Here is a 13310-nt window from a genome sequence, read left to right on the forward strand (position 1 = left end):
CATCAAGGGGAACAGACACTGGCGGTGCCACCTCCCCCGCGATCGTCTCATGGCCCTGCGGATCGTCATCAATGGCCCGGATACTACAGGTCCGGGGAGGTTCCTTGCCGCCGGGCCTAGCCGCTTCTCGCGCCCCGGTCGTCGCCAGACGGATCGCTCCCCGTTACTCTGCGGCAACGGCCTTTGGCTCGTCGGTCTCGCCGTAGCCCTTCGGCACGGGCAGATCCGGCAGGCCTGCGGCCCGCTTTTTCAGGGCGCGCCCGATGACGACGCGGCTAACCTCGGTCGTTCCGTCCACGATCCGAAGCATCTGCGCGAGCCGGGACAGACGGTCCAGACCATAAGGTTGCAGCAGACCCATGCCGCCCAGCACCTGTGTACAGGTGTTTGCCGCCTTCACCGCGGCATCGGGCACGAAGCGTTTGGCATGGGCCGCCATCAGGGGGCCTTCGGGCGTACCCAAGGCCTCGGCGGCCTTGCGATAGAGCAGCCTGGAGGCCTCCAGATCGGTCGCGACCTCGCCCAGCATCCACTGGATCCCGTCGAGATCAAGGGTCGTTCTCCCGAACATCTTGCGGTTCTTGGAATAGGACAGCGCCGTATCCAGCGCCGCCTGCATCAGCCCGCAACACCCCGACGCGATGGAGACCCGCGCGATGTCGATCGCCATGAGCCCGCCTTGCAGCCCCTGACCGATCGGCAGGATGATGTTGTCTTCACTGACCACGACCTCGTCGAGATACATCTCGGACATCGGCAAGAAACGATAGGAGGGCGTGTCATAGAGCGGGCCAAAGCTGATCCCCGGGGCGTCGGCGGGAATGGCGATCATGGCCATGTCCTTGTGACCGGGCGCGTCGCTGGTTTTGACCACGGTGAAGTAGATGTCCGCCTCGGTCGCCAGACTGACCCAGGCTTTCGCCCCACGGATCGTCCAGGTGCCATCACCGTTGATGGTGGCTCTGGTATACATCGTCATGGGGTCAGAGCCGGATTGCGGCTCCGTCAGGGCGAAATTCGCCAGCTTGCGGCCGGAGGTCAGGTCACGCGCCCACGCCTCCTTGAATGCCTCGGTCCCGTATCCGCATGCCGCGAAGGTACAGATATTGTGCATCGACAAGGCAAAGGCATAGGCCCCGTCGCCCAGCCCCAACTGTTCATAGACCTGAATGCCCTCGGCCAAGGGCAGGCCCTGCCCGCCCCACGCTTCGGGCGCGTATAGCCCGGTCAGACCCGCGGCCCCGGCCTTGTCAGAGGCGGCGCGGGGCCAGGCCCTCTCGGTATTCCAGGTTGCCACATTCGGTGTGATGACATCGCGCGCGTGATCGCGGGCCGCGGCGAGGATGGCGTCGAGTTTGGCTGACATGGGCGAGATCCTTGGACATGGCCGCGCATATCCGAATTCGCCAAACAGAGCTGGCAAAACAGATCGAACAGACACGGCGCGTTGTGATTTTCCGCCTTATATCTGCCTGAACCCATGCAGGCCATCTCACAGAGTGACAGGCCATTGTCCAAAAGTGACAGATCAGGCGCTCACCATCATCGCCGCCGGTAAGAACTGGGCGTTGCCCCGGTCCAGCGGTGAAACGCCTTGTGAAAGCTGGCCGCCGATGAAAACCCGACATCCTGGGCAATCGCTTCGATACTCGCCTCCTCCAGCTGCAGCCGCCGGATGGCGATGTCCCGGCGCAGCCCGTCCTTGATCGCCTGAAAGGAGGTGCCATCGGCCTCGAGCCTGCGGATCAATGTGCGCGGGGTCATGTGAAGGGCATTGGCGGCTGCCCCCAGATGCGCCGCCTCCCACGGGACCTCGGTCAGATAGGCCCGCACCCGCAGCGATTGCGTATGCTCCTGCGAGCGCGTGAAGATCCAGTCGCGGGGCGCGTTCTCGAGAAAGCGGTCCAGATCATCGGAACTGCGGATCTGAACCGGGCCGAGCGCTTTCGTGGGCACGCGGATCGTGGTTGCGGGGGCCGAGAACCTGATCGGCGCCGGGAAGATGACAGCGTAATCCTCTTCAAAGGACGGGGGCTCAAAGGCGAAGGCGACCCCCGCCAGCGGCACCTCCTGCCGGGCCAGCCAGGACAGGATGCCATGCGCAAGTTTCAGGATCAGCATGTGGCCGAAACGCTGGGCGGGCGCGTCGGTCTGGGGGATGAGGCGCAGGGCATAGGTCTCGGCCTCCTCGGACAGGTCGAACTGGTAGTCATCCAGCAGCAGATTCCAGAAGGTGGAAAAGCGATAGAGCGCCGAGGCGAGCGATGTGGACTCGCGCAGCGTGGTCAGCAGATGCTGCAAAGCGCGCGCTCGGATCGGGCGGGACCAAAGGCCCATCATCTCGTCCCCTGTCTCGACCGCCGCCAACTGGTACAGGCGCACGATCTGATCAAGGGTGACCCGCCCTTGGGCGGGGCCAGCCTCCATGGGCAAGCCGGATCGCTCCAGCAAGGAACGATAGTCATCCTCGGAACAGATCGCCCGAAGGCCGTCAAGCCAGTCCTGGATGAACTGGCTGGAGACCGTCGAGAAGGAGGGGGCTGCTGCGCTCATGTACCGGCGAATCTAGCAACGAAACGCCCGCGCCAGAAGCCGTCATTCTGCAACCGCCCACACGCGCGACAGGGGGTGCCATGCCCTCTGCGTAGGCACGTGGCTCTGCCCTCGGCGGCGGGACGCGCGCGCATGTCAGCGCGGCAAGGGAGGGCCCCATCTGACCCAGCGAGCACACGCCACGCCTCCTGCCCCGCTGCGGTCGAGACCAGCCCATGCGCCGAAGACGCACAAGACACTTCCGTCCAGGCGGCGCGTGTCAGATCGTCGACAGAAGGATGCTCGTTTCGCTGTTCAGGACGCCATCGACAACGCGAACCTCCCGCAGAACCCGATCGAACTCGGCAAGATCATCCACAAGGATCTCAGTGATCAGATCCCATTTGCCACTGGTTGTGTGAATGGCAGTCAGCTCAGGCAAGCGCCGCAGCTTGTTGATCACCTGCGTGGTGTTGCGGCCCTCGACCTCGATCATCATGATCGCCCGGATCTGGCCGGGGCCGTAATCCTCGCGAACGCGGGCCGTGAAGCCCAGCAAGGCCCCCGATGCCAGCAGCCTGTCCAACCGGGTTTGGACCGTGCCCCGGGTGACCCCCATGATCTCTGCCAGCTTGGACACCGGCGCGCGCCCATCGTGACGCAGCAGCCCAATGAGCGTGCGGTCATGATCGTCGAAGACATGTTTGCTCGCCCCGCGCCTGGACATGCGGATCCCTCATTTTGCATTGTGCTACCATACAAAATGTACGATTCATGGACATAAATCCATTCTGTTGAGCATTTGAACTGCTATTATCAGGGTCGATAACAGGGGCACAAAACAGTACCGAGGTCCGCCATGTTGCCCCCCGCCCCGTCCAGACGTGCATTTGTCCCATTCGTCAGCGTTACAAACATCATGTCCCTGATCCACCGGATCGGGCTCGAAGAGATGATGTCCGGTATGGCTGACTATATCGAAGAGGACTTCCGCCGGTGGGAGCTCTTTGACAAGACGCCGCGCGTGGCCTCGCATTCCGAGGTGGGTGTGATCGAGTTGATGCCGACCTCGGATGGTGCGGTCTATGGTTTCAAATATGTGAACGGCCACCCCAAGAACGCGGCGGAGGGATTGCAGACCGTCACAGCCTTCGGGCTTCTGGCGGAGGTCGATACGGGTTATCCGGTTCTGCTCTCGGAGATGACGGTGCTGACCGCGTTGCGCACGGCAGCGACCTCGGCCATGGTCGCGCGGCACCTGGCCCCCGGATCCGCCGAGACCATGGCGCTGATCGGCAATGGCGCGCAATCGGAGTTTCAGGCGATCGCCTTTCGCGCGATTTGCGGTGTAAACAGGCTGCGGCTCCATGACATAGATCCTGCTGCAACCCGCAAAACGATCGCAAATCTTGAGACGCAGGGCTTCGAGCTGATTGCCTGCGCCACTGCGCAAGAGGCGATCGAGGGGGCGCAGATCATCACCACCTGCACGGCCGACAAGCAATATGCCACCATTCTCACCGACAACATGGTGGGTGCCGGTGTGCATATCAACGCGATTGGCGGGGACTGCCCCGGCAAGACGGAATTGCACAAGGACATCCTGAACCGCGCCGACGTGTTCGTGGAATACCCGCCGCAAACCCGGGTCGAGGGCGAGATCCAGCAGATGCCCGACGATTTCGCCGTGACCGAGATCTGGCAGGTCATCACGGGGGCCGCACAGGGCCGCAGGGATGACCGTCAGATCACGCTGTTCGACGGGGTCGGCTTTGCCATCGAGGATTTCTCGGCGCTGCGTTACCTGCGGGACCATCTCACCGACACGGGGCTCTGCGCGCAGCTGGACATGATCGCCGACCCGGATGATCCCCGTGATCTGTTCGGCATGGTGCAGCGCGCGCACGGAGCGGCCGCATGATCCGCCCGTCGGTCCAGGCCCCGGCTGCCATCGTCATGGTCCGCCCCTACGGCTTCAAGGTGAACACCGAAACCGCGCAGGACAACGCCTTCCAAAGCCATATCGGTGCCGCAGGTCCCGACATCGCCCGCCGCGCCTATGAAGAACACAGCGCCATGGTCGCCGAACTGGAGCATCACGGCGTGACTGTGCACCTCTTCGAAGGCGAGAACACTGATACGCCGGATTGCGTGTTTCCGAACAACTGGTTCTCGACACATGCCGGAGGACATGTGGCCCTCTACCCGATGAAGGCCGAGAACCGCCGGCTGGAACGGCGGCCCGACATCATCGAGTTTCTCAAAACCCGGTACCGGGTCCAGGATGTCATCGACTATTCCGGGCTCGAAATGGACGGGCTCTATCTCGAGGGTACGGGCGCCATGGTCCTCGACCATATCGAACGGGTGGCCTACGCGGTGGGGTCCGACCGCACGAACCCCATCGCGCTGGAACGGTTCTGCACCCATTTCAACTTTGAGCCGTTGGTCTTTCCCGCCACGGACGGCAACGGCGTCAGCATTTACCACACGAATGTCCTGATGTGCATTGGAACCGATTTCGCCCTGCTGGGGGCCGAGCTGATCACAGACAGCGCGCGTCGGCATCATGTGATCGCACGGCTCAAGGCCTCGGGCCGTGAAATCATCAACCTGAGCGCCGCCCAGATTGCGGCTTTCGCGGGGAATGCAATCGAAGTGCAGGGCGCAGACGGGCGTCTCTTGGCGCTATCTCAGACCGCCTATGACGCGTTGACCACGGACCAGATCGCACGGTTGGAGCAGGTCGTTTCCCCGATCCCGTTATCGGTGCCCACCATAGAGATGGCAGGCGGGTCCGTCCGCTGCATGATCGCGGGCATCCATTTGACACCACGTGGCTCGGCTGCCCCGCCTCAGGCTCTGGCCTGATGGCTGGGGGCGTCGCGTGGCTGCACGCGGCCATGGTCTGGCGCGCGTGCGATCAGCCGGCCGTGCCCGGTCCGTCGGTCAAACTCGGGTCCGCTCAGGTCGCATCCGTCGCGGCGCCTGTCAAAACGCCTCCGAGTGGTCTGCGGAGAACCGGGCCAGCAGTGCCCCAAATCACCTGTCCAAACGCGCGCCAGCCTCGGGCGCGCCCCATAGGGCGACTGATCCGCCCCGAACCGATGCGCCGTCTGCGACCCGCACCCAAGTTTCACCTGTGATCCCGCCGCTCCGCTCTCGCATCGACCCGGTTTTTCAGATTAGCTCATGGCAGCAGACAGAGAGGCATCCATGACCGAGTGGACCCTGAACGAGCGCTACCAGACGACAGCGGGCCCGGTCGCGGCCGGTCGTACCGGGGATGGCCCGGCCCTGGTTCTGGCGCATGGCTGGCCTTGGTCGTCATACGCCTGGCACCGCATCATTTCCGAACTGGCGAGGTATTTCACCGTCCACTGGTATGACATGCCCGGCTATGGCAAGTCGCACAAAGCGCCAGATCAACGCACATCCCTCGATGTTCAGGGTGAGGTTTTCGCCGAAATGCTGAGGCATTGGGGATTGGCAAAACCCCATGTCGTTGCCCATGATTTCGGCGGCGCCACGACGCTCAGGGCGCATCTGCTGCAGGACTGCGACTTCGAGAAATACGTGCTCATGAATGTCGTCGCGATGCGGCCATGGGGATCGAATTTCTTCGATCATGTGGGGCGGCATGTCGAGGCGTTTCAGGGTTTGCCGCCGCATATCCACAAGGCGGTGGTGGCGGCTTACATTCAGGGCGCATTGGTCAATGACCTCCCCGCCGAAGATGTCGAGGCTTTGGTGGCCCCATGGCTCACCGAGGAGGGGGCGGTGAGTTTCTATCGCCAGTTCGCGCAAGCCGATGAACGGTTTACGGAAGAGGTCGAGCCGTTCTTCGGGGCCGTGCGATGCCCTGTGACAATCCTGTGGGGTGAGGACGACCCCTGGATACCGCTCGCCCGAGGCAAGGCTCTGCACCAGCGCATGCCGGACGCCGGGTTCGCGACCATCCCGAATGCAGGTCACTTGCCGCAGCTCGAAAGGCCGGATGCTGTTCTGACGGAGCTGCTGGGGGTCCTGCGGTAGCTCGACAGGCACCAAGCCGGTCCACCGACGCGCGAGGGTGGCGGCCTTGCCTCTGTGGTCGATCACCCCGCCGTGGTGAGGTCAAAGGGCAGGCAATCCCGCTGGCGTTTGCTGCGTCTGTTTCCGATGGGGCGGTCGCCCATGCCGGGGCTGATCTAAGCCAGACCACCCATTCTTCGGGTTGCTTGTCACGGCGCGGACAGCCACGGACGGAGCGAGCAAGGCACGGGCCCGCGCCCCGGATCGGCCCCGCGGATGCGCCGAATTTTCTCTTGCACGCGCGAATTGCCTGACTAAAGTCAGCTAAATGGACCAAGATGACATCACCCGTATTCGAAACTTCGGGCGCTCCGTCGCCGTCGAAGTTGGCGCGCTTGAGGATTCCTTTTTGAACCGGGGGCGCCCGCTTGGCTCTGCGCGTGTCTTGAACGCGATTGGTCTCGGCTATGAAAACGTCTCGGATCTGCGCGCGAAGCTCAAACTCGACACCGGTCTCCTGAGCCGGTTGCTCCGGGGGCTCGAAGCCGAAGGGCTGGTCGAGACCAAGCCCAACCCGGACGACCGCCGAGGCCGTATTTCCACGCTCACCCCTGCGGGCGAGACCGAGTTCGACATCTACGAGACGCTTTCGAACGAGCGGGCCGCGACGATCCTGGCGCGCCACAAACAAGCGCGCCGACTGCTTGATGCGATGGATGTGGTGACGATCACCCTGTCCCGCGACGAGATCATTTTCGAAGAGACCGACTATGCCTCCGACATTGCCAATGCATGCCTGTCTGCCTTCGCGCGGGAGCTGAGCGCACGTCTGAACCTGACCTTCGATCTGGACAATTCCGGTGTTCAGGAACTCTCGCAGATGCGGCCGCCTCTGGGCAGTTTCGTCGTGGCCCGGATCGGCGAGATGCCGGTCGGCTGCGTGGGGATCAAGGGCAATGGCGGACCCGTGGCCGAGATCAAGCGCATGTGGATCACGCCCGCCGGACGCGGGCTCGGGCTGGCAAGGCGTCTGATGCGCACTGCCGAAGACGCCGCCCGGAACATGGGCATTAAAACGCTGCGGCTCGATACCAACAGCACCCTCGTCGAAGCCGCGACCCTATACCGGAACACGGGCTGGGTGGAAATCGAGCGGTTCAACGACGACCCATACCCGGATCTGTTCTTCGAAAAGCAGCTCTGACCCGCCTTGGCCGGGCGAGGGGCTGGTCGGCCTTGCGCCCCTGCGACGCCCCTCGGGGGCGCGGAGTATTGGCGCCAATCGGACAGGACAGGCCGGTCCGGTATTGCGCTCGGGCACCTGCCCTTGATTGCCAGATCCGCCGAGATGTCCGACCTCAGGCCCAGTGATCGAAAGCCAGCAGCGTTCTGGCCAGAACATCAATGGCCGCGCCCATATCCTCCGCGCTCGCGAATTCCTCTGGCCTGTGGCTCACCCCGCCCCGGCATCTGACAAAGAGCATGCCGATATCGCACAGATCCGCCATGGCGGACGCATCATGGGTGGCACCGGACGCAAGGCGCGTGGCCTCACGCCCCGTGGTCGCGGCCACGGCTTCGGACAGGCGCGCCACCAGATCAGGCGCACAAGGGACCGCCGGTTGCTCATAGCTCCGCGTCATCGCACTGCGCACGCCGCGTCGGATGGCGCAGCGCTCGGCCTCTGCCTGCATGCGCGCGGCAAACGCCGCGCGGGCCACATCCTCCGGAGCGCGGAGTTCAAGCGTGAGCTCTACCCGATCGGGGATCCCGTTTGCCACGCCCGGCCCCACCCGGCAGGTGCCGATGGTCGCGCGCAGATCCGCTGTCTGACGGGCCTGATCATGCACCGCACTGATGAAATCCGCTGCCGCGACCAGCGCATCCGCCCGGCCCAGCATGGGCACCGTGCCCGCATGGCCGGTCTCGCCCCGAAAGAGAACCGTGTTCCGCTCTATCCCGCAGATCCCGGTTACGACCCCGACGGGCCTGTCCAGCGTCTCGAGCACCGGCCCCTGTTCGATATGCAACTCGAGATAGCACCGGATATCCGCCGGATCCCGGGCCAATGCGGGCACCGCGCGCTGGTCACCGCCAAAGGCGTCGAGAGCCGCGCCCAGGACCTCCCCCTCCTCATCGGCCATGGTCAGCACCCCCGGATCAGCCGTCTCCGCCAGGGCGCGCGGTCCCAACAGGGCCGTGGGAAAGCGCACGCCTTCCTCATCCGCGAAGGCCAGAACCTCAACCGGATAGGCAAGCGACATGCCATCCGCGCGCAGTTTCTCAAGGGCGAGGCAGGCCAGCGCGACCCCCATGATCCCGTCATAGCGCCCGGCATGGCGCACGCTGTCCTGATGGGAACCGAGAAGCACGCATGCCCCCTGCCCGTCCTGTCGGCCCACAAGGGTGCCTGCGGCATCGAGATGAGACGACAGGCCCGCACGGCTCATCCAGCCGCGCATCACCTCCAATGCGGCCCTATGCTCCGGCGTGAAGGGAAAGCGCGTCACCCCGGGCCCGGGAAGACTGCAAGTGGCGATTTCGGCCAGTCGGTCTTGTGCAAGTTCACCCCAGCGCATGGCACCCTCTATTTATCATGATAAATTTGTGCTACACAAACCGCGCGAGGTTGTCTATCTCTGGACGAAAATCGAGGTGAGCATGGACGGCGGACAAGAGGTCAAACCCAAAGGCAAGCGGTCGCGCCCGGTTCAGGTCGCCGATCAGATCAAGGCCTGGGTCGTGGAGCGGGACCTGCACCAGGGCGACAAACTGCCCAATGAGGCAGAGATGATCGCGCTGTTTCAGGTCTCGAAAGGCACGGTGCGCGAAGCCCTGCGCATTCTGGAGGCGCAGGGCCTCATCGCCACGCGCACCGGTCCCGGCGGGGGCAGTTTCGTGGGCGAGGTCTCGCAGGACCGGGCGCTCTCGCTGCTGGGCAATTACTTCTACTTCCAGGAACTCTCGCTCGCCGACATCTACCAGATGCGCAAGGCGCTGGAACCGGAACTGGCGGCCGGGCTGGCAGGGCGGCTGGACGCAGCCCAGCTGGACGCGCTGACCGCGCTGGTGGGGGCCCATGCGACCCCGGCGCAATCGCCCGAAGAAGAGAAGCGCGAACATATCGCCTCACTGGCCTTCCACGCCAAGCTGGCCGAATATGCGGGCAACCGGCTCTTGGGCTTCATGATCGCCTTCATGGTGCGCATGCTGACCGAGATGACCGTCTACCGGAAGCTCTACGATATGCCCAACCACGAGCTGTGGCGGCGCGGCCGCCACCATCAGCTCGAACTGATTACAGCCCTGCGCAAGGGCGATCCGGACGGGGCGCGACGGACCATGGCCTCCCATATGGCCGCCGCGGAAGAGCTGATGCAGCATCAGGAGGCCCGCCTTGCCCGGAGGTTCCTCCCTGACTGATCTCTCCGGGATCATCGCCGAGATCGACGCGGATCTGCGCGCCCGGGCCGATTGGGGCCGGCCCGCGCAATACATCCCGCAGCTCGCCAAGGTCGACCCTGCGCAATTCGCGATCGCCGTCTGCGATGCCGCCGGGCAATGCCATGTGGCCGGAGATGTGGACACTCCGTTCTCGATCCAGAGCATCTCGAAGGTCTTTGCGCTGACGGCCACGCTGGGCCGGATCGGGGACCAGATCTGGCGACGCGTGGGGCGCGAACCCTCGGGGACCTCGTTCGATTCCGTCGTCCTGCTCGAGAGTGAGAAGGGCCACCCGCGCAATCCTTTCGTGAATGCGGGCGCATTGGTGGTGACGGATGCGCTGCTGGGGGGCCGCCCTCCCAAGATCGCCCTCGCCGAAATCCTGGGGCTGGTCCGCGCGCTGGCCGAAGATGACGAGATCCATATCGATGCGGAGGTCGCCCGCTCGGAACAGGCCACCGGCGCGCGGAACAAGGCGCTGGCCCACTACCTCGACAGCCATGGCAACCTGATGGATGAGCCGGAGCGGGTCCTTGGCACCTATTTCCACCAATGCGCAATCGAGATGACCGTTCGGCAACTCGCCATGGCTGGGCGCAGTCTTGCGGCCCTCCCCCAAGCGCCGCGCCTGATTTCGCAGGACCGGGTCCGCCGAATCAACGCGCTGATGATGACCTGCGGCCACTACGACGGGTCCGGAGAGTTTGCCTTTCGGGTCGGCTTGCCCGGCAAATCGGGGGTCGGCGGGGGCATATTGCTGATCGCGCCGGGGCGGGCTTCGATCGGGATCTGGTCGCCGGGGCTCGACGCCTATGGCAACTCCAAGGCGGGGACCGAAGCCGCCGCCTTGTTGAGCCGAGCAACCGGGTGGTCCGTCTTCTAGGAGTGCGGCGCGGCAAGGGATTTCGGCGCGCGATTGGGGTCGCTGGCCACGGGGACCTCGTGCAGCCAATCCGCATAGGGGCGCGACCGCGCGAGGCGCAGGAGCTCTGCCAACGCCGCGATCGGCCGCGCGTCATGGTCGATCCGCAAATCGAGAGGCGGGGCATCCGGCGACAGAACCAGCAGCGCTGCCGATAGCAGCCCCCGCGAATCGCCCCCTGCCCGGCCCGCCCCCCGAAGCGCAGAAATCAGGCGATCCGCCATGGGCTGCGTGCTCTGGGAATATGCGCTGCGCAAACCGTCAAGCACTTGAGGTCCGGCCAGCATGTTGCCCGCACAGACAAGGCCGGGCTGCGCCAGATGTCCTGCCCAGACGACACTTTCCCCGCCGGTGAAAGCGCCCGTCCCGCCATGCGGATCCAGAGCGGTCAGCTGACGATGCGCGCGCCCCTCATCGGCCTGGGTGATTGATTTCACCGCGTTTTCCGCCACCATCCCCTGCGCCATGGCGCCCAGCGCGGCGTCCCGCCAGAGCGTCGAGGGGGCGGTCCCCTGACTGGCCACCAGCCCCGCCTCCAGACTGCCCCGCAGCACCCACCCCCCGACGCAAAGACTGCCCGTGGCGGCGGCAGCCCCGTATGTGCCTGTTTTTTGATCGAACGCGAGAATCGAGAAAGTCATGCGCATCACCTTAGACATTTTTCTTGAATTTATAATGATAATTTGTCTGGATGTAATTAATCATGATAAATTCGGCAGAGAGGAGCCAAGATGTCCCTACTTACCTTCACCCGCAGAACCGCCCTCGCGACAGGCGCGGCCATGGCGCTGGCCCTGTCCGCCACCGGGTCTTTTGCGCAAACGCCGCCCGGCGTTCTGATCGTCGGCCAGATCGCGGAGCCCAAGGCGCTTGATCCGGCGGCGGTCACGGCGGTGAATGATTTCCGCATTCTGATGAATGTGTATGACGGCTTGGTGCGCTACAAGGACGGCACGCTGGAGACCGAGCCGGCGCTGGCCACGGATTGGACGATCTCCGAGGATGGCACGGTCTACACCTTCCAACTGCGCGAGGGCGTGACCTTTCACGATGGCAGCGCCTTTGATGCGGAGGCGGTGAAATTCAATTTCGACCGCATGCTCGACGAAAGCCACCCCTATCACGATACAGGCCCCTTCCCGCTCGCCTTCTTCTTCTCTGCGGTCGAGAGCGTTGATGTGATCGACCCGATGACCGTCCAGTTCACCCTGAACGCGCCCTATGCGCCCTTCCTGTCCAATCTCGCCTATCCGACCGGCTTGATCGTCTCGCCCGCCGCTGTGATGGCGCATGGGGCCGAGTTCGGGCGCAACCCCTCGGGCACGGGCGCCTTCAAGTTCATCGAGTGGCGCTCCAACGAGGCGGTCGTGGTCGAGGCGAACCCTGACCACTGGGATGGCGCGCCGGAGCTGCAGGCGGTCGTGTTCCGTCCGATCACCGATGCCAATACCCGCACGGCCGAGATGCTGGCCGGTGGGATCGACCTGATGGTGGAGGTGCCGCCCGTGGCCCTCAGCCAGTTCCAGACCGATCCCTATACGGTGCATGAACAGGCTGGGCCCCATGTCTGGTTCCTCATTCTGAATGCCAAAGAAGGCCCCTTTGCCGATATCCGCGTCCGGCAGGCCGCGAATTACGCGATCAACAAGGAAGCGATCGTCAATGATGTGCTCGAAGGCACGGCCGAGGTCGCTGCGGGCCCGACGCCGCCAGCCTTTGCCTGGGCCTATAACCCCGAGCTTGAGCCCTATCCCTATGATCCTGAGCGGGCAAAGGCCCTGATTGCCGAGGCCGGTGTCGAGGGGGCGGAGCTTACATTCTATGTCACCGAAGGCGGCTCGGGCATGCTTGACCCGGTGGCCATGGGCACGGCCATGCAAGCCGATCTGGAGGCTGTCGGCTTCGATGTGAAAATCGAGACCTATGAGTGGAACACCTTTCTGGGCAATGTGAACCCGGGTCTCGAAGGCAAGGCGGATATGGCGCAGATGGCCTAGATGACAAATGATCCGGACACGCTGCCCTTCCTCGCCCTGCGCACCGCCGCTTTCCCGGATCAAGGCGGGTTCAACTCGGGCTATTATTCGAACCCGAAGGTGGACGAACTGCTCGAGGCCGCGCGCGCCGCGACCGATCAGGCGGAACGCGCCCGGCTCTATCAGGAGATGCAGACCATCGTGCAACAGGATGCGCCCTGGGTCTTTGTGGCGAACTGGAAGCAGAACGCCGTGACCTCGGACCGGGTGGAGGACTTCGCCCTGCAGCCGTCCTTCTTCCTGCTGCTCGACGACGTCGTAAAGAACTGACCCTGTTGCGCCCGGATCGGCTCCGGGCCTGACAACTCGTCTCGGGGCGCGGGCGGTCACGCGCGCCCCGAGCCTCCGCAGGCTGTCACAAG

11 protein-coding genes and 1 pseudogene are annotated in these 13310 nt (G+C 64.2%); 7 read left to right on the forward strand and 5 right to left on the reverse strand.

Annotated features, from left to right (window positions below; translation table 11 throughout):
* Positions 1-163: 163 nt before the first annotated feature.
* From ACP150_RS04275 to ACP150_RS04285, 3 genes are all read right to left on the reverse strand, one after another.
* Complete coding sequence (locus ACP150_RS04275; protein ID WP_424965306.1) at positions 164-1366, reverse strand: acyl-CoA dehydrogenase family protein; 1203 nt, start codon at positions 1364-1366, stop codon at positions 164-166.
* Between the two features lie 176 nt (positions 1367-1542).
* Complete coding sequence (locus tag ACP150_RS04280) at positions 1543-2553, reverse strand: AraC family transcriptional regulator ligand-binding domain-containing protein (protein WP_424965307.1); 1011 nt, start codon at positions 2551-2553, stop codon at positions 1543-1545.
* Between the two features lie 259 nt (positions 2554-2812).
* The gene (locus tag ACP150_RS04285; protein ID WP_424965308.1) at positions 2813-3259 is read right to left on the reverse strand and encodes an Lrp/AsnC family transcriptional regulator; all 447 of its coding nucleotides are present in this window, start codon (positions 3257-3259) and stop codon (positions 2813-2815) included.
* A 132-nt stretch (positions 3260-3391) separates the two neighbouring features.
* On the opposite strand from ACP150_RS04285, the gene ACP150_RS04290 reads away from it, so the two are divergent.
* The 4 genes from ACP150_RS04290 (at position 3392) to ACP150_RS04305 (ending at position 7750) form a co-directional block, all read left to right on the forward strand.
* Positions 3392-4453 (forward strand): ornithine cyclodeaminase, encoded by a 1062-nt coding sequence (locus tag ACP150_RS04290; RefSeq protein WP_424965309.1) that lies wholly within the window; start codon positions 3392-3394, stop codon positions 4451-4453.
* Positions 4450-5403 carry a citrulline utilization hydrolase CtlX gene (gene ctlX / locus ACP150_RS04295; protein ID WP_424965310.1) on the forward strand — a complete coding sequence of 318 codons (954 nt, stop codon included), beginning with the start codon at positions 4450-4452 and terminating at the stop codon, positions 5401-5403. Before ACP150_RS04290 ends, ctlX begins: the two co-directional genes overlap by 4 nt.
* Before the next feature lie 345 nt (positions 5404-5748).
* On the forward strand, positions 5749-6567 hold the full coding sequence (locus ACP150_RS04300) for an alpha/beta fold hydrolase (protein WP_424965311.1): 819 nt from the start codon (positions 5749-5751) through the stop codon (positions 6565-6567).
* A 307-nt stretch (positions 6568-6874) separates the two neighbouring features.
* Positions 6875-7750, forward strand: a complete 876-nt coding sequence (locus ACP150_RS04305) for a GNAT family N-acetyltransferase (protein ID WP_424965312.1) — start codon at positions 6875-6877, stop codon at positions 7748-7750.
* A gap of 154 nt (positions 7751-7904) precedes the next feature.
* On the opposite strand, the gene ACP150_RS04310 is transcribed toward ACP150_RS04305, so the two are convergent.
* On the reverse strand, positions 7905-9125 hold the full coding sequence (locus tag ACP150_RS04310; protein WP_424965313.1) for a M20 family metallo-hydrolase: 1221 nt from the start codon (positions 9123-9125) through the stop codon (positions 7905-7907).
* A 28-nt stretch (positions 9126-9153) separates the two neighbouring features.
* Between ACP150_RS04310 and ACP150_RS04315 the strand changes: the two genes are divergently transcribed.
* Both ACP150_RS04315 and ACP150_RS04320 read left to right on the forward strand, forming a co-directional pair.
* Positions 9154-9969 (forward strand): FadR/GntR family transcriptional regulator, encoded by an 816-nt coding sequence (locus tag ACP150_RS04315; RefSeq protein ID WP_424965314.1) that lies wholly within the window; start codon positions 9154-9156, stop codon positions 9967-9969.
* Positions 9944-10873 carry a glutaminase gene (locus tag ACP150_RS04320; protein WP_424965315.1) on the forward strand — a complete coding sequence of 310 codons (930 nt, stop codon included), beginning with the start codon at positions 9944-9946 and terminating at the stop codon, positions 10871-10873. Before ACP150_RS04315 ends, ACP150_RS04320 begins: the two co-directional genes overlap by 26 nt.
* Here ACP150_RS04320 and ACP150_RS04325 read toward each other — a convergent pair.
* The gene (locus tag ACP150_RS04325; protein ID WP_424965316.1) at positions 10870-11553 is read right to left on the reverse strand and encodes a DUF1028 domain-containing protein; all 684 of its coding nucleotides are present in this window, start codon (positions 11551-11553) and stop codon (positions 10870-10872) included. The genes ACP150_RS04320 and ACP150_RS04325 overlap by 4 nt on opposite strands.
* A 90-nt stretch (positions 11554-11643) precedes the next feature.
* On the opposite strand from ACP150_RS04325, the pseudogene ACP150_RS04330 reads away from it, so the two are divergent.
* A pseudogene (locus ACP150_RS04330) lies at positions 11644-13218 on the forward strand (ABC transporter substrate-binding protein).
* The last annotated feature ends 92 nt before the right edge of the window (positions 13219-13310 follow it).

The sequence above is a fragment of the Dinoroseobacter sp. S375 genome (assembly GCF_049800775.1).
In the GTDB taxonomy this organism is placed as follows: domain Bacteria; phylum Pseudomonadota; class Alphaproteobacteria; order Rhodobacterales; family Rhodobacteraceae; genus Dinoroseobacter.

What these genes read in the sequence shown, in the direction of transcription:
- ACP150_RS04275 (WP_424965306.1), bottom strand. Translation starts at nt 1,366, where the DNA reads ATGTCAGCCAAACTCGACGCCATCCTCGCCGCGGCCCGCGATCACGCG.
- ACP150_RS04280 (WP_424965307.1), bottom strand. Translation starts at nt 2,553, where the DNA reads ATGAGCGCAGCAGCCCCCTCCTTCTCGACGGTCTCCAGCCAGTTCATC.
- ACP150_RS04285 (WP_424965308.1), bottom strand. Translation starts at nt 3,259, where the DNA reads ATGTCCAGGCGCGGGGCGAGCAAACATGTCTTCGACGATCATGACCGC.
- ACP150_RS04290 (WP_424965309.1), top strand. Translation starts at nt 3,392, where the DNA reads ATGTTGCCCCCCGCCCCGTCCAGACGTGCATTTGTCCCATTCGTCAGC.
- ctlX (WP_424965310.1), top strand. Translation starts at nt 4,450, where the DNA reads ATGATCCGCCCGTCGGTCCAGGCCCCGGCTGCCATCGTCATGGTCCGC.
- ACP150_RS04300 (WP_424965311.1), top strand. Translation starts at nt 5,749, where the DNA reads ATGACCGAGTGGACCCTGAACGAGCGCTACCAGACGACAGCGGGCCCG.
- ACP150_RS04305 (WP_424965312.1), top strand. Translation starts at nt 6,875, where the DNA reads ATGGACCAAGATGACATCACCCGTATTCGAAACTTCGGGCGCTCCGTC.
- ACP150_RS04310 (WP_424965313.1), bottom strand. Translation starts at nt 9,125, where the DNA reads ATGCGCTGGGGTGAACTTGCACAAGACCGACTGGCCGAAATCGCCACT.
- ACP150_RS04325 (WP_424965316.1), bottom strand. Translation starts at nt 11,553, where the DNA reads ATGACTTTCTCGATTCTCGCGTTCGATCAAAAAACAGGCACATACGGG.